The organism is Nocardioides sp. BGA-UO-ETr-FS32 (assembly GCF_059567905.1).
This window is the reverse complement of record NZ_JCAQOX010000013.1, coordinates 277,236-299,241: the sequence shown is the minus strand read 5'-3', so window position 1 is coordinate 299,241 and position 22,006 is coordinate 277,236. Positions and strand designations below refer to the sequence as shown.

At 72.9% G+C, this 22,006-nt stretch carries 16 protein-coding genes; 11 read left to right on the top strand and 5 right to left on the bottom strand.

What is annotated here, in order from left to right; translation table 11 throughout:
* Positions 1-158 precede the first annotated feature (158 nt).
* On the bottom strand, positions 159-3,461 hold the full coding sequence (locus AC57BS_RS06600) for an Rne/Rng family ribonuclease (RefSeq protein WP_496410642.1): 3,303 nt from the start codon (positions 3,459-3,461) through the stop codon (positions 159-161).
* A 324-nt stretch (positions 3,462-3,785) separates the two neighbouring features.
* Complete coding sequence (locus tag AC57BS_RS06595; protein WP_496410641.1) at positions 3,786-4,514, bottom strand: TIGR03936 family radical SAM-associated protein; 729 nt, start codon at positions 4,512-4,514, stop codon at positions 3,786-3,788.
* A gap of 160 nt (positions 4,515-4,674) precedes the next feature.
* Between AC57BS_RS06595 and AC57BS_RS06590 the strand changes: the two genes are divergently transcribed.
* The 5 genes from AC57BS_RS06590 to AC57BS_RS06570 all read left to right on the top strand — a co-directional run bounded on the left by AC57BS_RS06590 (position 4,675) and on the right by AC57BS_RS06570 (position 10,602).
* Positions 4,675-6,021, top strand: a complete 1,347-nt coding sequence (locus tag AC57BS_RS06590; RefSeq protein ID WP_496410640.1) for a hypothetical protein — start codon at positions 4,675-4,677, stop codon at positions 6,019-6,021.
* 5 nt (positions 6,022-6,026) lie between these two features.
* Positions 6,027-7,430 carry a hypothetical protein gene (locus AC57BS_RS06585; protein WP_496410639.1) on the top strand — a complete coding sequence of 468 codons (1,404 nt, stop codon included), beginning with the start codon at positions 6,027-6,029 and terminating at the stop codon, positions 7,428-7,430.
* Positions 7,431-7,542: 112 nt separating this feature from the next.
* Positions 7,543-8,688 carry a DegT/DnrJ/EryC1/StrS family aminotransferase gene (locus AC57BS_RS06580; protein ID WP_496410638.1) on the top strand — a complete coding sequence of 382 codons (1,146 nt, stop codon included), beginning with the start codon at positions 7,543-7,545 and terminating at the stop codon, positions 8,686-8,688.
* A gap of 20 nt (positions 8,689-8,708) precedes the next feature.
* Positions 8,709-9,410, top strand: coding sequence for a hypothetical protein (locus AC57BS_RS06575; RefSeq protein WP_496410637.1), 702 nt, complete (start codon positions 8,709-8,711; stop codon positions 9,408-9,410).
* Between the two features lie 79 nt (positions 9,411-9,489).
* Positions 9,490-10,602, top strand: a complete 1,113-nt coding sequence (locus AC57BS_RS06570; RefSeq protein ID WP_129456560.1) for a DegT/DnrJ/EryC1/StrS family aminotransferase — start codon at positions 9,490-9,492, stop codon at positions 10,600-10,602.
* Between the two features lie 69 nt (positions 10,603-10,671).
* On the opposite strand, the gene AC57BS_RS06565 is transcribed toward AC57BS_RS06570, so the two are convergent.
* Complete coding sequence (locus AC57BS_RS06565; protein ID WP_496410636.1) at positions 10,672-12,666, bottom strand: DUF7657 domain-containing protein; 1,995 nt, start codon at positions 12,664-12,666, stop codon at positions 10,672-10,674.
* Between the two features lie 191 nt (positions 12,667-12,857).
* On the opposite strand from AC57BS_RS06565, the gene AC57BS_RS06560 reads away from it, so the two are divergent.
* The 3 genes from AC57BS_RS06560 to AC57BS_RS06550 all read left to right on the top strand — a co-directional run bounded on the left by AC57BS_RS06560 (position 12,858) and on the right by AC57BS_RS06550 (position 15,501).
* A complete protein-coding gene (locus AC57BS_RS06560; RefSeq protein WP_496410635.1) occupies positions 12,858-14,060 on the top strand; it encodes a glycosyltransferase family 4 protein in 1,203 nt (400 codons plus the stop codon).
* A 75-nt stretch (positions 14,061-14,135) separates the two neighbouring features.
* Positions 14,136-15,059, top strand: a complete 924-nt coding sequence (locus AC57BS_RS06555; RefSeq protein WP_496410634.1) for an NAD-dependent epimerase/dehydratase family protein — start codon at positions 14,136-14,138, stop codon at positions 15,057-15,059.
* A 7-nt stretch (positions 15,060-15,066) separates the two neighbouring features.
* Positions 15,067-15,501, top strand: coding sequence for an acyltransferase (locus AC57BS_RS06550; RefSeq protein ID WP_496410633.1), 435 nt, complete (start codon positions 15,067-15,069; stop codon positions 15,499-15,501).
* On the opposite strand, the gene AC57BS_RS06545 is transcribed toward AC57BS_RS06550, so the two are convergent.
* The gene (locus AC57BS_RS06545; protein WP_496410632.1) at positions 15,488-16,441 is read right to left on the bottom strand and encodes a Gfo/Idh/MocA family protein; all 954 of its coding nucleotides are present in this window, start codon (positions 16,439-16,441) and stop codon (positions 15,488-15,490) included. The two genes, AC57BS_RS06550 and AC57BS_RS06545, sit on opposite strands and share 14 nt — an antisense overlap.
* Positions 16,442-16,586: 145 nt before the next feature.
* Here AC57BS_RS06545 and AC57BS_RS06540 point away from each other — a divergent pair, with 145 nt between their 5' ends.
* Entirely contained in the window at positions 16,587-17,570 is a 984-nt protein-coding gene (locus AC57BS_RS06540) for a lysylphosphatidylglycerol synthase domain-containing protein (RefSeq protein ID WP_496410631.1), read from the top strand.
* 25 nt (positions 17,571-17,595) lie between these two features.
* Here AC57BS_RS06540 and lhgO read toward each other — a convergent pair whose 3' ends face one another.
* Entirely contained in the window at positions 17,596-18,798 is a 1,203-nt protein-coding gene (lhgO, locus tag AC57BS_RS06535) for an L-2-hydroxyglutarate oxidase (RefSeq protein ID WP_496410630.1), read from the bottom strand.
* 75 nt (positions 18,799-18,873) lie between these two features.
* On the opposite strand from lhgO, the gene AC57BS_RS06530 reads away from it, so the two are divergent.
* Together AC57BS_RS06530 and AC57BS_RS06525 are read left to right on the top strand one after the other, a co-directional pair.
* Entirely contained in the window at positions 18,874-19,455 is a 582-nt protein-coding gene (locus AC57BS_RS06530) for a hypothetical protein (RefSeq protein WP_496410629.1), read from the top strand.
* Between the two features lie 5 nt (positions 19,456-19,460).
* Positions 19,461-22,004 (top strand): rhamnan synthesis F family protein, encoded by a 2,544-nt coding sequence (locus tag AC57BS_RS06525; protein WP_496411255.1) that lies wholly within the window; start codon positions 19,461-19,463, stop codon positions 22,002-22,004.
* Positions 22,005-22,006 lie beyond the last annotated feature (2 nt).

Sequence of the window (22,006 nt, the reverse complement as noted above, 5' to 3'; positions counted from 1 at the left end):
AGATAAGAAAACTTGCGGGACTGCGCACGACACCGCCTGGTGGGGCGAGTACGCCGCGTGGCGGGCGCGCAGAATCGGTGTGTCGAACACCGAGGGTCAAGACTACGGGATCGGGTGCCGACCGGGCAAAACGAGGTCGGCCACCCGCTCCCCCGCGCTCAGCGCTTGCGCGAGCCCCTCTTCTTGATCGGGACGTGCTCGACCACCGGCGCGTCCGCCGCGGGCTGTCCGGCAGGCTCGGTGGAGAGGTCGGCTGCGGGCTCGCCCGACGGCTGGACGCCCTGCTCGACGCCGGCTGCGCCCGGCTCGACCAGGCCTGAGTCGGGCACGGTGCCGACACCGGCCGGCGGGCCGGCTGGGCGGCTGGCGGACCGACGGCGCGTACGCGTCACGACCCGCGGCTTCTCAGGCTCGGCGAGAGCCTCGGCAGCAGCCTCCTCGGGAGCCTCGGCAGGCGTCTCGACAGGCGTCTCGGCAGGCGTCTCGGCAGGAGCGTCGGCAGCCTCGGTCGCGGACTCCTCGGCAGGCGCCTCCACGCCGGGCGCCTCCGGCTCGGGAGCACCCTCGTCGACCGTCGGCTCGTCGGCCGCCGGTTCGTCTGCCGGCTCGTCTGCCGGCTCGTCGGCGGGCTTCTCGTGGCGAGCCATGGCGGCCACGTCCTTCGGCGACGGAGCGTGGTGGGGCTCGGTGGCCTTCCCGTTGCCCCCGCCGTTGGAGCCGCCGCCGTTGGAGCCGCTGCCGTTGGGGCTGCCGTCGTCGGCGCCGCGACGGCCGCGCCTGCGGCTGCCGCGGCGGCCCTCCCCGCCGTCGTCGGAGGACTTGGCGTTCGGGTCGACCGGCTGGTCCTTGATCACGACGCCGCGACCGTGGCAGTGCTCGCAGTTCTCGCTGAACGACTCGACCAGACCCGTGCCGATGCGCTTGCGCGTCATCTGCACCAGCCCGAGCGAGGTGACCTCGGCGACCTGGTGGCGGGTGCGGTCGCGGCCCAGGCACTCGACGAGGCGCCGCACGACGAGATCGCGGTTGGACTCCAGGACCATGTCGATGAAGTCCACGACGATGATGCCGCCGATGTCGCGCAGCCGGAGCTGGCGCACGATCTCCTCGGCCGCCTCGAGGTTGTTCTTGGTGACCGTCTCCTCCAGGTTGCCGCCGGAGCCGGTGAACTTGCCGGTGTTGACGTCGACGACGGTCATCGCCTCGGTGCGGTCGATGATGAGCGAACCGCCGGAGGGCAGCCAGACCTTGCGGTCGAGGCCCTTCTGGATCTGCTCGTCGATCCGGTACGTCGCGAAGACGTCGCCGCCGGTCGCGCCGCGCTCGAACTTCTCGACGCGCTCGGCGAGGTCGGGGGCCACGGACTCGACGTAGCCGAAGACGGTGCTCCAGGCGTCGTCCCCCTCGATGACGAGCTTGGAGAAGTCCTCGGTGAAGAGGTCGCGGACCACCTTGAGGGTCAGGTCCGGCTCCCCGTAGAGCAGCTGCGGGCCGGAACCCTTGTTGGTGGCCTTCTTCTCGATGTCCTCCCAGCGCGACTTGAGTCGCTCGACGTCGCGCGTCAGCTCCTCCTCGCTGGCGCCCTCGGCGGCCGTACGCACGATGACGCCGGCGGTGTCGGGGACGATCTCCTTGAGGAGGGTCTTGAGGCGGCTGCGCTCGGTGTCGGGCAGCTTGCGCGAGATGCCGGAGGTGGTGCCGTCCGGGACGTAGACGAGGAAGCGACCGGCGAGGCTGACCTGGCTGGTCAGGCGGGCGCCCTTGTGCCCGACGGGGTCCTTGGTGACCTGCACCAGGATCATCTGCCCGCTCGAGAGGACCGACTCGATCTTGCGGGGCTGGCCCTCCTTGTGGCCCAGCGACTGCCAGTTGACCTCACCGGCGTAGAGCACGGCGTTGCGGCCCTTGCCGATGTCGATGAAGGCCGCCTCCATGGACGGCAGCACGTTCTGGACCCGGCCGAGGTAGACGTTGCCGATGAGCGAGGTCTGCGACTCGCGGGCCACGTAGTGCTCGACGAGCACCTTGTCCTCGAGCACGCCGATCTGGATGAGGTCCTCGCGCTGGCGGATCACCATGACCCGCTCGACGGACTCGCGGCGGGCCAGGAACTCGGCCTCGCTCACGATCGGGGCGCGGCGACGACCGGCCTCGCGGCCCTCGCGGCGGCGCTGCTTCTTGGCCTCGAGACGCGTCGACCCGGCCACGGCCGTGATCTGGTCCTCCGCGGAGCGCCCCTTGCGCACGCGGGTCACGGTGTTGGGGTCGTCGGCGTCGGACGAGCTGTCATCGCCCGCGCGCCGGCGGCGCCGGCGACGTCGGGAGGTCCCTTCGCCGTTCGCCTCGCCATTGCCGTCGGAGGAGCTGCCGTCGGAGGAGCTGCCGTCGGACCCGTCGGCCGTGCCGGACTCGCCCTCGGACTCGGACTCCTCCCCGGAGTCCGACGAGGCGCTCTCGGCGCCGGGCTCGGAGCCGTCGGCACCGGACTCGGCCTTGCGGCGGCGTCGGCCGCCGCGACGACGGCGACGCCGCGCGGGGCCGCCCTCGCCGTCAGTGTCGTCGTCCGCGGAGTCGGTGTCGGCCTCGGTGCCGGCGTCCGCGGCGGCGGTCTGCTCGGCGGGCTCTTCCCTGGCCTCCTCGGTGACCTCGTCCTCGGCGAGCTCCTCAGCCGCCAGGTCGTCGGCGTCCGGCGCGTCCTGCGCCGCCGCACCGCGACCAGCGGTCTTCTTGGCGGCCGTCTTCTTGCCGGCGGTCTTCTTGGCGGCCTTCTTGCTCGCGCCACCCCTCGTCCTCGCGGACGTCGTGGCGGGCACGACCTCGTCACCGGCCACGTCGACCGCAGCCGACTCGGGCGCAGCCGCCTCGTCCCCGGCCGCCTCGTCCCCGGCCGGCGCGGACTCGACCGGCACCGGCGCCGGCTTCTTGCGTGTCCGGCGGGTGGTCGTGGTCACGACCGGAGCCTGGAACAGCACGGCGTGCCCGGCTGCGTCGGCAGCGGGACCCGGGTCCTCGGCGGTGGGCTCGGCGGTGGGCTCGCTGGCGGCCTTCATGCCCGTGGTCTTCTTCGCCGGAGCCTTCTTCGCGGCGGTCTTGCGCGCGGCGGCCTTCTTGGCCGGGGCGGGCTCGACGGCGACGTCGACGGCGGGCTCGACAGCGGCATCGGCCGTGGCGCCGGCCTCGGGCGCGGCGGCGGCCTTCTTGGCGGTGGACTTGCGGGGGGCGGCCTTCCTGGCCGCGGCCTTCTTGGCGGTCGCCTTCGCAGACGCGGCGGGCTCCCCGGCCGTCTCGGCAGCTGCCTCAGCGGGCGCCTCCGCCGCGGGGGCCGCCTTCTTGGCGGGTGCCTTGCGCGTACGTCGCGTCACGACGGGAGCGGCGGGCGCCGTCTCCGGGAGTGCCGCCGAGGTGTCGGCCCCCGACTCGCTGCGCTCGGGCTGGTCGTCGATCTGGTCTTCACTGAGCATGTGGTGCTCCTCGGGCACCGTGGCGGTGCCGATACGGCGTCCGCCGCTCTCGAGTGACGATCCCGGGGACGCAAAGCTTCTGTGGCGGCGACACCCTCCGCGTGTGCGTCTCCGGGCCGCTGATCCGTCACCTGCCGCGGTCGCCGGGCCACCGTCGAGTCGCTGTCACCGACTCATGTGGCCGCGTCGCGGTCCGGTGACGTCCACCCACCCGGGGTGCCGGACACTGGTGTGGCCGGCGAGAACGTCGTCGGCTCGACGGGATCCCGGCGGGAGCCGGGGCGTCGAACGTGGCGAGTATCGCACACCCTCGCGGCGCGGGCCCTATGCGTGAGACGCCAGCGGGTCGCCCACCTCACCCGCGGCGCTGAGCGGCCCCTGGGCCGTACGGGTCATGAGGGGGGCCTCACCGGCCGACAGTCCCGCGACGGCCTCGAGCCCGCGCAGCACGTCGTCGGGGCGTACGGCCGGGGTCCCGTGCCGCACCACCACGTCGAGCGACGTACGCCCTCCGGTCGCCGTGTCGGCGGGCAGGACCACCAGCGAGACGACGGCGCCACGGGCGTCGAACTCGCGCAGGCCCTTCTTGGTCATCCGCTCCACCAGCGCCTCGTCGGCGGCGAGGAAGCGCGCGACGGCGTCGGTCGTGGCGTCCCGGTCGGCCGCGAGGTCGATGCGCCACCGGCTGCCCTCGAGGAGGTCGGCCAGCGACCCGCCCGGGGACTCGACGACCTCGAGCACGTCGAGGCCGGGCGGCAGCGCCTCGTCGAGCATCGCGTGGACGTCGACCGGGACGACGACCTCGGCGAGCGCCAGCTCGAGGTACTCCGCCTCGCTGGCAGAGCCCGTCGGCGCGGCGCCGGCGTAGGAGATGCGGGGGTGGGGGTTGAAGCCCGAGGAGTAGGCCATCGGGATGCGCGCGCGGAAGACGGCGCGCTCGAAGGCCCGGCTGAAGTCGCGGTGGCTGGTGAAGCGGAGCCGGCCGCGCTTGGCGTAGCGCACCCGCAGGCGCTGGACGGGCGGGGCCTGCTGCTCGGGCTGCTGCTGGGGCACGGGCGTCAAGGGTAGTCGCCGGACGGGTTAGCCTGCGGCCGGGCAGGACCGGCGGCGCAGCGGCGTCGCCCACACGACGCACGACAGGAGCGGGGGCGCAGTGCGCAGGACGACGAGGCACGCCCGGACGCGGCCGGACCGCGGGAGCAGGGGGGCGACCGTGCTGCTCGCGCTGGTGCTGGGCGCGCTGGCCATCGGACTCTTCGTGCGGGCCGGCGAGGGCATGCCGATGAGCGCGGTCGACGAGCACGTGCACCTCGACACGCACGTCCGGGTCCACGACGGCGAGTACCCGCACCGCGGGTCGCTCATGACCATGGACCTGGTGCGCGAGTGGGCGTGCGGCGTCGGCCACGAGGCCGGGGCCGCGATGGCGCCCTGCGACCACCCCGACCTCGGCCCGATCTCCCTGCCGTCGGGCGTCCACACGACGGGCTACATCCACTACCCGACCTACTTCGTCGTCGGCGAGGCCTACCGCGCCGTCGAGGAGAGCGTGGCGGACCCGGACTCGTGGGTCGACACCTACCGGCGCTACGCGGCGCTCGTGACGGTCGCCGGACTGCTCGCCTGCCTCGCCGCCGCGTGGGCGCTGGGGCTTCGCGGCGCCGGTCTCGTCGCCGGGACGCTGCTGCCCTCGGCCTCGGCCGGCATCCTCCTCTTCGGCACGATCGCCAACCCGCAGGCCGCCGCGGTCCTGGCGGGTGCCCTGATCGGCTGGGCCGGCATCCGCTGGATGCGTACGGGCCGCGGGTTCTGGTGGCTCGCGGCGGCGACCGTGCTGGCGTCCGCGGTCGCGGTGACCCACACGCTGCCGGCCGGTGCGTTCATGCTCGCGATCATCGTCGCGCTGCTGCTGCACCGCGCCGGGTGGAGCGTGGCCGGCGACTGGCGCCCGCGGTGGTGGCAGCTCGGCGTGCTCACGGTCGTCGTCGTGGCGCCCGTCGTCGCGTACGGACGGTGGATCTCGTCCCGCGCGACCATCTCCAACGCCGAGCTCTACTCCTTCGTGGCGCTCGACTCCTGGCGGACCGTGGTGTCCGGAGCCCTGGAGGAGCTGTTCATCGTCCACAGCCCGTGGTACGCCACCGGCTCCCTCGGCATCGGCGAGGACGGACTGCTGCTGCAGCGCTTCCTGCGGGCGAGCGTCAACGGCCTGCCCCTGTGGGTGACCATCGCCGTCTTCGCCGTCCTGGCGGTCGCGTCGGTGCGCCTGGTCACGCGGGTGGCCGCCACCCGGGCCGAGGAGGAGCGCATCCTGCAGCCGATGCAGCTGCTCACCGCCTGCACGCTCGCGGGCGTCCTCGTCTACCCGGTCCTGCTGCGCACGAGCAACGCCCTCAACGTCGGCTTCGACTTCCCCGTCGTGGCCCGCTACTCGATCGGCTTCGCGCCGCTGCTGGTGTGGCTCGTGCTGGTCGCCGTGCAGGACCGGCCGCTCCTCACGCGGGGGCTCGCCGTCGTCGCGACCGCCACCTGCCTCGGCCTCGGACTGGCGACCTGGTGAGGCCCGTGACCCGCGAGTCCTCCCTCCGCAGCCGCGCGGCGTCATGGTTCGGCGTCGGCGTGCTCGTCGCCGGCCTGCTCCTCACCCTGGTGACGACCTGGCGCCTGGCCGGGGAGGGCAAGCCGCTCTCCCCCGTCGACGAGATCGCCCACGCCGACACGGCCTTCAAGGTGCACCGGGGCACCTTCCCCTACCGCGGTGCCGACGTCGGCCAGCCGCTCGTCGACACGTGGACCTGCTACTCCGGGCACCAGACCATCGCGTGGCAGGCCCGGTGCGGCTCCGCGAGGGCCGTGCCGAGCCGCCTACCGCAGCCCACCGGCTCCCGCACCACGGGATACATCCACTACCCGACCTACTTCGTCGCCGGCGAGGGCTTCCGCCGTGCCCACGACGCGGTCGCCGGCGAGGCCAGGTGGGACATCGACACCTACCGGCGGTTCGCCGCCGTCGTCGCCGTCCTCGGCATGGCGCTCTGCGCGTACGTCGCGAGGCGGCTGGGACTGGGATCGGCGGAGCAGGTGGCGGCCGCCTTCACCCCGGTCGCGGCCCCGTCGGTGCTCGTCTACTCCACGATGGTCAACCCGATGTCCGCAGCCGTGGTGTGCGGGGCGCTGGTCGCCGGCGCGGGGCTCCGGTGGCTGCTCACGGGGCGGGGATTCGGCTGGGTCGCGGCCGCCACGGCGGTCAGCGCCGCCGTCGCGGTGACGGCGTCGTTGCCCGCCGGGGTGCTGCTCGTCGCGGTCCTGCTCGGGCTCGTGCTCCGGCTGCGGGGCCGGCGGTTCAACACGCCGTGGGACCCCCGCTGGTGGCACGCCGCCGTGCTCGCCGGTCTGCTCGTCGTCCCGATCCTCGCCTTCGGCGCCCTCATCGACGCCCGCGCGACGATCGACGACGCCACGCTCTACGCCCCGTACGCCCGGGCGGGCTGGGACCAGGTCGCGCTCGGCGTGTGGGCGGAGATCTTCGCCTCCCACCTGCCGTGGGTGGAGGACGGCAGCCTGGTGCGCCCCGAGCTGGGGACGGTGCGCACCTACGTCCGGGCGGCCGGGATCGGGATGCCGCTGCTCGTCACCGCGATGGTCGCCGGCGGACTGATCGCCGGGGCGACGGGGGTCCTGCGCCGGTTCGACCCGCCGCGACCTCCCGCGGACGAGCCCGTACGGGTCCTCCAGCTGGCCGCCGTGTCCGCGCTGCTCGGCCTGCTGGCCTACCCGCCGCTGCTCCGCCTGCTCAACGCGGTCAACGTGGGCATCGACTACCCGGTCGTCTCCCGCTACTCCATCTCCCTGGCCCCGTTCTTCGTGCTGGTGATCCTCCTGCTCGCGCGCGACCACCCCTGGTTCGCCCGGGTCCTCGCCTCGGTCAGCGCGATCGCCGTCGTGGCCTGGTGCGTCAGCGCCTGGTGAGCGCGGTGGTCGACGCCGGTGGTTTCCGTCTTGCCCGGGGCGGCGTCTAGGTTGTGACGGTCACAACCCACGATGCGCAGGCCCTCTCGGGCCAAGATCCGGAAGGTCCTCCATGCTCGCCACCCGTCAGGTCGCCCTCGGTCAGCCCACTGTCGGCGAGGAGGAGATCGAGGCGCTCCGCGAGGTGTTCGCCAGCGGCTGGCTGTCCGGCGCGGGCCCGACGTGCGTCGCCTTCGAGGGTGAGCTGGCCGCCGTGTCCGGCACCTCCCACGCGCTCGCGACCTCCAACTGCGGCTCGGCGCTGCACCTGGCGCTCCAGGTGCTCGGCGCGGGCCCCGGCGACGAGGTGATCGTCGCCGACTACACCTTCCCGGCCACCGGCCACTCGGTCATGTGGACCGGCGCCACGCCGCGCTTCGCGGACGTCCGCCCCGACATCGGGACCATCGACGTCGACGCCGCGGCCGCCCTGGTCAACGAGCGCACCGTGGGCATCATCGCCGTCGACATGGTCGGCCAGCCGGCCGACTACGACGAGCTCGCCGCGCTCTGCAGCAGCCGTGGGCTGTGGCTGATGGAGGACGCCGCCTGCTCGGCCGGGGCGACCTACAAGGGCCGCCCGGCGGGCAGCCTGGCCGACCTGGCCGCGTTCAGCTTCCACGGCCGCAAGGGCATCACGGCCGGTGAGGGCGGCGCGCTGGTCGGCGACGACGCCACACGCATGGACCTGGCCCGCAAGCTGCACACCTACGGCATCGCTCCCGCCGTCAGCCGCGAGGGGTCCTCGGCACTCGCGGTGCCGTCCTTCGACATGGCGGGCTACAACTACCGGATGTCCGACGTGCAGGCGGCCATGATGCGGGTCCAGCTCACCCGGCTCCCGGCCCTCCTCGCCGCGCGCACCGCCGCCGCCGACGGCTACGCCGAGCGCCTCGGCGACGTCGAGGGCATCACCCTGCCGGTCGTCGCGGAGGACCGCACCCACCCCTACCAGTCCTACCTCGTGACCACCGACGACTCGGTGGACCGCGACGCCGTCGTCATGGCCCTGCGTGAGCGCGGGGTCGGCAGCAACTTCGGCACGTACGCCTCCCACGTCCAGCCCGTCTACGGCACCCAGGACGTGTGCCCGGTGTCGGCGCGCCTGTTCACCACGCAGTTCGCGCTGCCGATGCACGCCAACCTGGTGGCCGACGACCTCGACTACGTCGCCGAGCAGCTGCGCGCCGTGCTCGCCGACCCGGCCGTACGCCGCTGAGGCGCAGGAGCAGCACGCACGTGGGCACCAGCAACCGGATCCACCCCACCGCGGTCGTCGGCCCGGAGGTCACCCTCGGCGACAACAACGTCGTCGGTCCCTTCTGCGTCCTCCAGGGCAGGGTCAGCCTGGGCGACGACAACTACCTCGCCTCGCACGTCGTGGTCGGCGGCGCCGCGGAGGTGCGCGGCCACGACATGACCGCGTCGTGGGAGGAGCCGTTCGACGGCAACCCCGTCGTCATCGGCTCGCGCAACGTCTTCAAGGAGATGGTGACGATCAGCGGCGGCTGGGCCCACGAGACGGCGGTGGGCGACGACGGCTTCTTCATGACCAAGGCCCACGTCAACCACGACGGCCGGATCGGCGACGAGGTCACCGTGTCGGCCATGGTCGTGACCGCCGGCCACGTCACCGTCGGCGACGGCGCCAACCTCGGCCTCGGCACCGTCGTGCACCAGCGCCTGACCGTGCCCGAGGGGTCGATGATCGGCATGCAGTCGGCCGTGACGCGGCAGCTGCCGCCCTTCGTCGTGAGCATGGGCGTCCCCGCCCGCGCCGCACGGCTCAACACCTATCGGCTCGACCGCCTCGGCGTCTCCGCCGACCAGCACGAACCGCTCGCGGCCGTCGTCCTGCACGGCTCGCGCGACACCGGCGGCCTCCAGGACCCGCTGCGGGCCCCCGTCGAGGCGTGGCTGTCGCGCCTCGAGGCCCACTGACCACTCCTGACCAGACCTCACCAGCCCCGCCCAGACCTTGACTGCACCGACTGCACCGTCCGCACCCGAAAGGCCCCACATGTCCGCCGAGTCACTCCCGTTCATCCCGCCCGCCAAGCCGATCGTCGGCGACGACGAGCGCGCCGCCGTGGACCGCGTGATGCGCTCCGGCATGATCGCGCAGGGCCCCGAGGTCGCTGCGTTCGAGCAGGAGTTCGGCGCCGCGGTGGCGGGCGGGCGTACGACCGTGGCCGTCAACTCCGGCACCTCGGCCCTCCACCTCGGCCTGCTGGCTGCCGGCATCGGCCCGGGCGACGAGGTCATCGTGCCGTCCTTCACATTCGCCGCGACCGCCAACTCGGTCGCGCTGACCGGCGCGACGCCGGTCTTCGCCGACGTCGAGCCCGACTACTTCTGCCTCGACGCCGACAGCGTCCGCGCGGCCGTCACGGACCGCACCGCGGCGATCATGCCGGTGCACCTCTACGGCCACCCGGCCGACGTCGACGCGCTGCGCGCCGTCGCCGACGAGCACGGCCTGCGCCTGTTCGAGGACGCCGCCCAGGCGCACCTCGCCACGTGGAAGGGCGCCCAGGTCGGCAGCTTCGGCGACTTCGCGATGTTCAGCCTCTATCCGACCAAGAACATGACCTCGGGCGAGGGCGGCATGGTCTCCTGCGCCACCGAGGAGATCGCGCGCATGGTGCGCCTGCTGCGCAACCAGGGCATGGAGCGCCAGTACGCCAACGAGGTCGTCGGCTTCAACGCCCGCATGACCGACATCCACGCCGCCATCGGCCGCGTGCAGCTCACCAAGGTCGAGGGCTGGACCAAGGTCCGCCAGGAGAACGCCGCCTACCTCGACGCCCACCTCGAGGGCGTCGTGGTGCCGCCGGTCGCCGACGACGCGACGCACGTCTACCACCAGTACACGATCAAGGTCGACGGCGACGAGCGCGACCGCATCGTCACCGCCATGCGCGAGGAGCACCAGGTCGGCTCGGGCGTCTACTACCCGATCCCCAACCACCAGCTCGCCTCGCTCACCCGCTACGCCGAGGGCCTCGAGCTGCCCGTGACGCAGCAGGTGGCGCGCGAGGTCATCTCGCTGCCGGTCCACCCCTCGCTCGACGAGGCCGCCCTCGAGCGCATCGTCACGGCGGTCAACACGACCGTGCGCGCCGGCGCCTGAGCGCCCCCGCCCGACGAGATCGGGGAGTGACGGCTCGCCCTGGGCAAGCCGGCACTCCCCGATCCCTGCTCACCGCCGGTCGCGCAAGGCGTAGACGTACTGGGTGCCGCCGTACCAGGTGAAGGTGCGCAGTGGCCGCACGCACGGGCCGGGGATCTCCAGCGTCGCGACGACGTAGCCGACGTCGAGGTCGCTCTCGGCCAGCCAGCACGGGTGGACGTGGATGACGATGACGTCGGGGGCCGCCTCCTCCACCCACGGGGCGTCGCGCTCGCCGTCGAAGGCGACGTAGAGATAGCTCGCCCCCCGGTTCCACACGTTCTCGTACTCGTGGTCGGGGTCGACCTTCTCCCACTCGGACACGATCGGGCCGGTGACCTGGTTGCCGGTGAGGGTCGGCGCGCCGTTGGCGATGAAGAGCGCGTTGGCCGCCATCGAGTTGGTCGCGATGAGCGTGCCGTCGGCCTCGGCGCGCCGGGTGAGTGCCCGGGCCGCGTCGGCCGCCGGGCTGCTGCGCAGGTCGCCCACCCCGCGTACGACGGGGTTGGCGTCGATGCCCGCGGCGAGGCACACCACGAGCGTGCCGACGACCGGCCACGAGCGCGACGGCCAGCGGGTCACGGCATAGGCGACGGCCGACACCGCCAGGACGGCCGCCCAGACCTGCCAGGTGGCCAGGTCGGGCAGGGCGCGGCGCGCGTCGGAGGCGCCGTAGGCCGTGACGAGACCGGTCGTGACGGCCGCGGCCACGGCGAGGCGCGAGGAGTCCCCGGTGAGGCGGGAGACCAGCAGGACCAGCAGCAGCGTCGCCGGGAAGCCGACGGTCTGCGCCGCGCGCACCGGCAGCACCGCGCTGAGCAGCGGGATGCTCTCGCCGAGCGGCCCCCAGTCGAACATCGCCCAGGCGCTCCACAGGGCGGTGGCCGCGGCGAGGGTGGCGATCGCGCCCCGCTGGGCGGTGGTGGCACCGGCCCAGGCGCGTCGCCACACCACCAGCGCCCAGAAGGCGCACACGAGGAAGCCGGAGGAGATCTCGCTCTGGTTGAGGAGCATCGGCGCCGCGCCGTCCTCCATCTCGAACAGCGCCGGCCCACCGAAGAGCTGGGAGGGCATCTGGGCCGCGCCGGTGACCCGCCGCAGTCCCGGGTAGACGGTGTTGAGCTCGGCCGACAGCGACGCGGCGTTCTCGAGCAGCGTGCCGGCGAGCACGGCCAGCGAGACGAGCGCGCCGGCCCCGACGGTCAGCAGCGCCTGTCGGCGGGTGACCCGGTCCGCGACGAGGTAGACCCCCGTGGCGATCACGAGGGGCACGCCCAGGGTGAGCGACCACGGCACGTAGTAGGTCACCAGCCGGGCGAGCAGGACGCCGGCCACCGCGGCCTGGAGCACGGCGACCAGCCGGTGCCCCGCGACCATCCGGTCGCGCGCGAGCCACAGCACGTAGCTGCCGGCTGCGGCGAAGGCCATGATCCGCACCGGCATGAACGACCACCACACGGAGGCCGGGGCCAGGAAGACGAGCACCACGCCCAGCCACGACATCGGCCTCGAGGCACCCATGCGGCGCAGCAGCGGTGGCAGCGCGAGCACGAGGAGGAGCCAGGGCCACGCCCGGAACGCCGAGAACAGCATCTCGTCGGGCAGCCAGGGCCCCAGGCGAAGGAAGTTGCCCTCGTGGAAGAGGACCGACTCCACGACCTGCCCGGAGGAGATCTGGTAGATCAGGTCGGGGTCCTGCGACAGCGACGGCGCCGTCGACGTGCCGTGGGCGAGCACCGAGAGGTCGATCGGTGCCTGCGTGAGCCACTCGTCGCTGCGGATGGGGAGCGACGAGCCCCATTGGTCGGCACCGTCGCCACCTCCGTCGACCGAGAGCAGGCCGAGCGAGGACGTGGACAGGCTGCCGAGCGCGATCGCGGCGTAGGCGAGCAGCGGCAGCAGCACCTCGAGGCGGTCGGGCCAGCTGCCGAGGATCCGCCACGTCCGCCGCTGGTCGTCGGGGACCGGGGATTCCGGCGACTCCGACGACTCCGGGGATTCCGGGGGTTCCGGTGACTCCGACACCGCTGGTTCCGGCGACGTGGTGTCGATGACGGCCTCCCCCGTGTCTGGTTCCGAGCGGCGGTCAGGCTACTCCATGCCGTACGGCACACCTCCCGCGCGGGCCGCGCCCGGGCCGCGGCCGGATTGGGAGCACGCCGCCGCAGATCGTTATGGTGGACCGGTTTGTCGGCGCAATCGATCGGGGTCCCTACGTGCGCATCGTCGTGGTGAACAACTTCTACCCGCCGCGGGTGGGAGGCAGCGCGCACCTCAGTGACGCCCTGGCGCGCGGCTATGCCGCCCGGGGCCACGAGGTGCTGGTGGTGACGGCGGCCTACGAGGACGCCCCCGCCGAGGAGTGGCGCGACGGCGTGCGGGTGGTGCGCTTCCCCGCCTTCGTGCTCCCCGAGAGCCGGCTGGCGGTCTCCTTCGACATCTCCTTCGCCACGCGACCCTCGCTGCGCCGCCGCCTCGCCGCGCTCCTCGACGAGTTCAGGCCCGACGTGATCCACCAGCACGGGCAGTTCATGGACCTCACCTGGGCCACGGGCGCCTACGCGCGGCGCCGTGACATCCCGGTGCTGCTGAGCATCCACACGCGCCTGGAGAACCCGGCGGCCGCCTACCGGCACGCGTTCCGCTTCCTCGACGCCACCCTCGTGGCGCCGCGCCTGCGGCGCTCGCGACCCTCGCTCGTGGTGATGGACTCCTACATGGACGACTACATCAAGGAGCGCTACCGCGGCCGCTACCGCGACCTCGTCGCGATCCCCGTCGGCGTGGACCCGGCCTGGGTCCGCTCGGGCGACGCGGCACGCGGTCGCGAGCTCGCCGGGGTCGGTCCCGACGCGCCGATCATCCTGTCCGTCGGGCACGTCATCCCCGTGCGCGACCGGCTCGGCCTGGTCGAGGCGCTGCCGGCGGTCCTCGCCCGGCACCCCGACGCCCGCCTCGTGGTGGTGGGTCGCGTCTACTACGACCTGTTCCAGAAGCGTGCCGAGGAGCTCGGCGTGGCCCATGCCGTGCACAGCCTGGGCGCGGTCCCGAAGGCCGACATCCCGCACCTGCTGGCCGCTGCCACCGTCGAGAGCCACGAGCAGGGCCTCGGCCTGGGCACCGCGACCCTCGAGTCGATGGCCGCGGGCACCCCGGTGGTGGCGTGGGGCCGCATCGACAACTTCCCCGGCATCCCGATGATCGACGGCGACGACATCTTCATGTGCGAGGTCGGCGACGTCGACGGTCTCGCCGAGCGCCTCAACCTCGCCCTCGACGACCCCGAGGCGACCCGCCTCGTCGGCGAGAGCGCCCGGACGATCGTCGACCAGCACTTCGCCCTCGACCGGGTGACCGAGCGGCACCTCGAGGTCCTCGGCGACCTCGTGGCGGCCCCCGCACCGCAGCGCACCCGCTGACCCCGGCACCCCGTCCGGTCCCACCCACCCGTACGCCCCCGAACCCCGAACCACACCCATGAGGAGATCCATCAGATGAGCTCGAAGGAAACCGTCTTCTTCACCGGCGGTGCCGGCTTCATCGGCATGCACGTCGTTCCCATGCTGCTCGAGAAGGACTACAAGGTCCGCATCTTCGACAACATGTTCCGCGGTGACCGCGAGGCGGTGGCCGCCCTCGGCGACGACGTCGAGCTGATCGACCAGGACGTGCGCTACGGCGGTGCCGTCCACGCGGCGATGAAGGGGTGCTCCAAGGTCATCCACGCCGCTGCGGTGTCGATCAACAAGAGCCAGGCCGACCCCTTTGAGTCGATGGACATCAACATGATCGGCAACCACAACGTGTTCGCGGCCGCCGCCGACCACGGCGTGGACCGCCTGGTCTACTGCTCGTCCGCGTCGGTCTACGGCGACCCCGAGCGGCTGCCGATGCACGAGGACGACCGGCTCTCCCCGCAGACCCCCTACTGCATCTCCAAGCGCGCGGGCGAGGACCTCCTCGACTTCTACCACCGCCGCAGCGGGCTGTCGTGGGTCGGCCTGCGGTTCTTCAACGTCTACGGCCCCGGCCAGAAGACCACCGCCTACTACACCTCGGTGATCAACCACTTCGTCAACCGGATCAAGAACGGCGAGCCCCCGGTCATCGACGGCAAGGGCGAGCAGTCGATGGACTTCATCCACGTCCACGACATCGCGCGCTCCGTCGTGCTGGCGCTCGAGTCCGAGCAGGACAACAAGCCGGTCAACATCGGCACCGGGATCGACACCACCATCGCCGAGCTGGCCGACATCCTCATCGAGGCCGTCAACGCCGACGTGACGCCGATCTTCAACGAGCGCGACGTCATCGCCAGCCGCCGCGCGGCCGACATCACCCGCGCCAAGGAGATGCTCGGCTTCGAGCCGACCATCGAGGTGCGGCAGGGCATGATCGACCTGATCCGGGCCCAGTGAGCCTCCGGTGAGCGCCTCCCTGCCGCCCAACCCGTGGAACGAGCACGCCTGGGTGGTCGGCGAGCCGACGGTCGGCGAGGGCACCTGGATCGGTGCCTTCACGGTCATCGACGCCTCGGGCGGGCTCACCATCGGCCGGGGGTGCGACATCTCCTCCGGCGTGCACATCTACACCCACTCCTCGGCGAGGCGGTGCGTCTCCGGACGCCGCTTCGCCGAGGTGGAGCGCCGACCGGTCACCATCGGGGACCACGTCTTCGTGGGCGCCGGCGCCATCATCAACATGGGCGTCACCATCGGTGACGAGGCCGTCGTGGGGGCCGGGGCGGTCGTGACCGCGGACGTCCCGGCCCGCGCGATCGTCGGGGGCGTGCCGGCGCGTCAGATCGGTCGGGTCGACCTCGCCGCCCCGACCGACCCGAAGTTGGTCACCGGGTCCTGAGGACCTCGTCCACGACGCTGTGAGCGGGCAGGATGCTCGCACGCTCGGCGTCGACGTCGACCTTGCCGTCGACCAGGTCGACGAAGTGGGCGAGCTGGGAGACCAGCGGCTCGGCTCCCCCGATCTCGGGGACCTCGATCTCGGTGAACTGGCGGAAGCCGACGAAGTCGTCGTCGGCCTCGATGCTGGAGTGGCGGTAGCTGGTCAGACCGCGCCGGAGCAGGTCGATCTCGATCATCCGGTCGAGCTCCTGGATGACCATCGAGCGCACCTTGACCTGGCCGAGCCGGCTCGCCGACACCGACGCGATGCCGCCGCCGGAGAAGCGCACGCCGGCCTCGACGATGTCCTCCGCGCCCTCGACGCTCTGGGGGTGGAACTGGCCGACCTTGACGTCGAACGACTCCGGCTGCTCGCCGCCGAAGGCGCGCACCACGAGGTCCACGTCGTGCACGAGCAGGTCCCAGGCGACGCCGGTCTTGATGCGGGGGGCGTACGGGGAGTGGCGCTGGGCGCGCACGTAGAGCGGGGCCTCCACCATCCTCATCGCGGTCATGACGGCCGGGTTGAAGCGCTCAAGGAAGCCGCACATGAGCGGGGTGCCGGCCGCCGCGGAGGCGTCGACGAGCTCCTGGGACTGCTCGAGCGAGGGGCACAGCGGCTTCTCGACGAGCAGCGGCAGGCCGGCGTCGATGACCTGGGCGGCGAGGCCGTGGTGGGCCTCGGTCGCCGCGGCGATCACGACCGCGTCGAAGGAACCGATCCCGTCGAGGTCGGCCTGCCACGCGGAGCCGTACTGGCCGGCGACGGCGCGGCCACTCTCCTCGTGGGGGTCGATCACGGCAGCCAGCTCGGTCCGCGGACCGGTGGCGATGACACGTGCGTGGTTGCGGCCCATGGACCCGGATCCGACGAGTGCGATGCGCAGTGGTTCAGCCATGCCCGAACCCTATATACGGGCCGCGTTTTGGCCGCATCGCGCCCCGGTGGGGCAAGATGGCTGTCCAGACGCCGCAGCACGGCGTCGCCTCACCAGGTGCCGCTCCGGCGGCCGCCCGACGAAGGGATCCGTCACGTCCACCGAAGTGCAGCCCGCGCACACCATGCGCGGCCGGCTCATCCACTGGGCGCGCATCCTCCTGGTCGTCGCGGTGGTCCTGGCCGCCGGCTACGCCCTCTGGTCCAACCACGAGGTCGTGCAGGAGACCCTGGCCGAGCTGTCCTGGCGTGACTGGCTGCCGTCGTTCCTGGCGCTGCCCGTCGCGATCCTGCTGTCGACCTGGAGCTGGCAGCTGCTCGTCGACGAGCTCGGCAAGCCGATCGGCGTGGCCCGCGGTGCGCAGATCTTCCTGGTCGGCCAGCTCGGCAAGTACCTCCCCGGCTCGGTGTGGGCCTACCTCCTGCAGATCGAGCTCGGGCGACGCGCCGGCCTGGCGCGGGCGCGGATCTTCACCGCCACCCTGTTCTCCCTCGCCGTCGCCGTCGTGGCAGCCCTCCTCGCCGGCTCGCTGGTGCTCCCCGGCTTCATCCGGGACTACGAGGACCTCCGCAACCTGGTCTGGCTCTACCTGCTGCTCCCGATCGGTGTCGTGTGCCTGCACCCGCGCATCCTCGAGCGGCTCGTGGCCCTCGGCTTCAAGATCCTGCGCCGCCCGCAGCGCGACCACCCCGTCCGGGCGCGCGCCGTGGCCCTCTCCCTCGCAGCGGCCGTGGCGTCGTACGGCTTCTTCGGCCTCCACCTGTGGCTGCTGGTGCGCGGCGTCTCGGACGTCGACGGCAGCGCGTCGTTCCTGCTGGTGTGCATCGGCACCATGGCGATCGCGATGATCTCGGGCCTGTTCTTCTTCCTGCTGCCCTCCGGCGCCGGCGTGCGCGAGGTCATCATCGTCACGGCGCTCGCACCGACGATCGGGGCCGGCGAAGCGATCGCCCTCGCCGCCGTCTCGCGCGTGCTGATCGTCATCGCCGACCTGCTCACCGCCGCCTGCGCCGCCGGGCTCGGCTGGTGGGAGCGGCGGCACTACGGACCGATCCCCCACGACCAGGGCGTCGGCGACGACGAGGTCTGACCGTCCCCCGACCTGGCCCCTCTGGTCAGCCCTGGACGCCGTCCACCCGGTCGACGATCAGGGACGCGATCGGGAGCGCCGAGGTGGCAGCCGGTGACGGTGCGTTGACCACGTGGAGCGAGCGCGGCGTGTCGCGCATCAGGAAGTCGTGCACGAACGACCCGTCGCGCATCACCGCCTGTGCGCGGATGCCGGCCTCCCGGGGCGTCAGGTCCTCGAGGCGCAGGTCGGGGCAGTACTTCTGGCACAGCCGGAGGTAGCCGCGCTTGGAGAGCGAGTTGCGCATCTCGCGCGCCCCGGTGCGGACGTTGGCGCGCGCGACGTGCCACATGCCGGGGAAGGTGACGATGTCGCGGAAGTCGCGGCGGTCGAAGGAGAACTTCGGGTAGCCCTCGCGGGCGAGGCCCAGGACGGCGTTGGGTCCGACGTTGAGGCCCCCGTCCACCGTGGGCGTCAGGTGGACGCCGAGGAAGGGCAGCTCCGGGTCGGGGATCGGGTAGACCAGCGTGTCGACGAGGTCGGCCCGCTCGGGGCGTACGTCGTAGTACTCGCCGCGGAAGGGCACCATCGCGAAGTCGACGTCGAGGCCGGCCATCGCCGCCACCCGGTCGGCCTGCACGCCCGCGCAGAAGACGACGTGCGACCCGCGTACGTCCCCGCGGCTCGTCGTCAGGACGACCTCCTGCGCGGTCTCGCGGATCCCCAGCACCCGCGTGTCGCGCATGAGCGTCCCGCCGGCGTCCTCGACCAGGGTCGCGAGGCGGCGGTTGATCATGCCGTAGTCGGTGATCCCGGTGGCGGCGACGTGCAGCGCACCCAGGCCCGCCACGTGCGGCTCGCGCTCGCGCAGCTCGGCGCCGGAGAGGACGGTGGCCTCGATCTGGTTGACCGCGGCCCGCTCGGCCAGGGCCTGCATCGCGGCGAGCTCGCGCTCGTCGGTCGCGACCAGGAGCTTGCCGATGCGCCGCCACGGGATCCCGTGCTCCTCGGCGAACTGCTCGGTCGCGGTCGCGCCGGCTCGGCACAGGTCGGCCTTGAGGCTGCCGGGCGTGTAGTAGATGCCGGAGTGGATGACGCCGCTGTTGTGGCCCGTCTGGTGGCGCCCGAACTCGGGCTCCTTGTCGAGCAGCAGCACCCGCCGGTCGGGGTGGCGTCGGCTGAGGGTCCACGCGGTCGCGGCTCCCACGATGCCGCCGCCCACGACGACGTGGTCAAAGGTGTCGGCCACTGGGGTCCTCCAAGGTGCTGGTGCGAGGTCGGGCGACAGCATAGGTACTGCGCGCCGAGGGTAGGGTGCTGCCCCGTGGAGAACCGGGGAGACGAGACCGACGCGACCACCAGGCTCGCCCGCGCGGAGAAGGCGCTGCGGCAGTCCGGGCGCGAGCTGAAGTGGTGGCAGATCGAGCTCGAGCACACCAAGGAGGCCCTGCAGCGGGCGCGGCGCCAGCGGGCGCGGCTGCGCGACCAGGTCGACACGCTCTCCGACGTCCTCGCGACCACGCTGTCGGAGGCCTACTGGACCGCCCAGGAGTCGCGCGGCTCCGGCGTGGGCCGCCTCGTCGGACGACGCTCGTCGGCCGACCCCGAGGCCGACCTGGTGCGCGAGGTCGAGGCGAGCACCGCCTTCGACGGCGGGTGGTACCTGCGCACCCACCCCAAGGCCGTCGGCACGGGCCTGAGCCCCGCCCTGCACTACGTACGCCACGGCAACGCCAAGCGGCTCGACCCGGGGCCGTCGTTCAGCACCGCCGGCTACCTCGAACGCCATCCCGACGCGGCCGGCGCGGGCCTGCCCGCCCTGATCCACGCGATCCGCCACGACCGGCTCGGCGAGACGCGCGACGACGACGCCACCGCGTCCCCGGCCAGCGACCTTCACCTGTGACGGGCATGCTGGACCTCGCCGAGTTCACCTCGCGCTGGCGCGCGTTCGTCCCCCGCTGGGCCGCCGCGTCTCCCGAGGAGCGCACCCGGCTCGTCGAGGACGCGATGGCGCACGGCCTCCCCGAGGGTGAGCCGACCGACACCCCGGACCGGGACGCCGTCCTCGCCGCCGAGGTGGCCGTCATCCGCGCGAGCGGGGAGTTCGACGAGTTCGGCTACATGTGGCACAACCCGGACCTGCGCTGGCACCTGTGCACCGGTCCCGAGCAGGCGATCCACTTCGCCGAGCGCGGCTGGCACGAGATGCGGCACCCCTCCCCCGGCTTCGACCTCTGGCACTACACCAACGCCCACCTCGACCCCGAGGACGACGAGGTCAACCCCGTCGTCCACTACGCGCTCGAGGGGCGGCGCCACGGGCTCGCCACGCTCCCGGAGGTGCGGGTGCTGCCGGCCCCGAGCACGCCCCCGGACTCACCGCGACGGGTCTGCCTGTACGCCGCCTTCGACGTCGACGGCATCGTCGACCCGACCGTGGTGTCCTACCTCGCCGACCTCAGCCGGTTCGCCGACATCTACTACCTCGCCGACTGCGAGCTCGAGGACGGCGAGCTCGACAAGCTCGCGCCCTACACCAAGGGCGCGTGGGCCGTGCGCCACGGCCGCTACGACTTCGGCTCCTACTCGATGCTCGCCACCGACCTCGTCGGCTGGGACGTCATCGACCAGTACGACGAGATGATGCTGGCCAACGACTCGTGCTGGCTCGTGCAGCCGCTCGACACCGTCTTCGCCAAGATGGACGCCACCGCGTGCGACTGGTGGGGTCTGCAGGCCACCTACGAGGACTTCGGCATCAAGGACTACGAGGCGCTCGGCCGGCCCCTCTCGCTCGACGACGTCGAGGAGCAGATGCGCCAGCAGGACCTCTGGCGCTACTCCGACTTCATCCACGTCGGCTCCTACTTCCTCGTCTACCGCCGACGCGTGCTCGAGGACCCGGAGTTCCGCCGCCGGCTGGAGACCGTCGCCAAGCAGCGCGACAAGACCGCGATCATCCTCAAGTACGAGATCGGGTTCTCCCGCCACCTCATCCTCAGCGGCTACCACCTCGCCACCTTCGTCGACGGGATCCTGCCCTACCACCCGGTCTACCGGGCGTCGGCCTTCGACCTGATGGCCGAGGGCTTCCCGCTGCTCAAGCGGCAGTTCCTCTACGAGAACCCCTTCTCCGCCCCCGACCTGCGGCTGTGGAAGCAGCGGGTGCTCGAGCACGTCCCCGACGCCGACGTCGACGCGATGGAGTCGAACCTGCGCCGCATCGCGCCCGCCTGGAGCCTGCACCGCAGCTTCGCCATCCGGTCCGGACCCGACGGCGCCGCCGTGCTGCCCGAGCCCCTCGGCTCGGAGACCTTCCCCGACGAGGACCGGTGGGTCCCCTCCTTCGACCACTGGTGGGGCTTCCCCGTCGACCCGCGCACGGGCCTGCTCAGTGGCGCGGTGCGTGCCGTCTTCGACGCCGTGCGCGACGACCCCTCGGTGAAGAAGATCGTGCTGGAGGGCTCGCGCCCGCTGGACGTCTCCGGCCAGAACGTCGTCCGGGTGGCCACCGAGAGCCCGCCGGGCCAGATGTACGGCCTGCGGATGGGCACCATCCTCACCTCGGTCGGCCCCCGCAGCGACGTCAACCACCCACTGTCGCCGCGCCACCACCGCTTCCTCCAGCTCGGTCGGCCCACGGGCCTGGCGTCCCCGGACGTCGGGCTCGACGGCAGCGGCGACACCTGGGGGCTGCGCGACGCCGGCGCCGTCGAGCTCGACGACGCCCTCACGCGGGTGGTCGTGGTCTCCGGCACGCCCGGCGCCGAGGCGGCCGCACAGCTCCCCAGGCTCGACCCCGACGGCGTCTGGGAGGTCGGCTCGCCGCGCATCGACCTGCTCGTGGCGGACGAGGCCGCGCTCGCCCCGGCCCATCGCGGCGAGCTCGAGCGGCTGCGCTGGGTCCTCTCCGGCCGCCGGCTGGTGGTCGTCGAGCCGTGGGACCGCATGCTCGACCTCCCCGTGCTGGTCGCCTGGGCGAACGCACACCCGGACGTCGCGGTGGCCGTACGCCCCGGGACCGGCGCCGGCGCCACCTTGCCCGAGCCCCTGCTCGACCTGTCGGACGAGACCCTCGTCTCCGACCCGGCGAAGACGCCGCTCCCGGTGCACCCGGAGACCGCGTGGCGCGTCGCCGACGTGCTCGTCTCCGGCTCCGCGGCCGACCTCGCCGACTGGGCGGTGCTCGGGCGCCCCGCCGTCAGCATCGTCCCGACGGAGCAGGCGCAGGCAGCCGGTCTGCCGCTGGCGTCCATCGCGGGGCGCGACCTCGGGGTGGCCCTGGACGCCGCTCTCGCCCACGGCCCCGACGAGGGCTACGTCGCCTGGGGGCAGGCCCTGCACCCCGCGAGCGACGGGCACGCCGCCGAGCGCGTCGTCCTCGCGCTCAAGCGGACCTACCTGCCGGTCGACGAGTGGGCGGCCGAGGAAGCCTCGCTCGGGACGGACTGAGG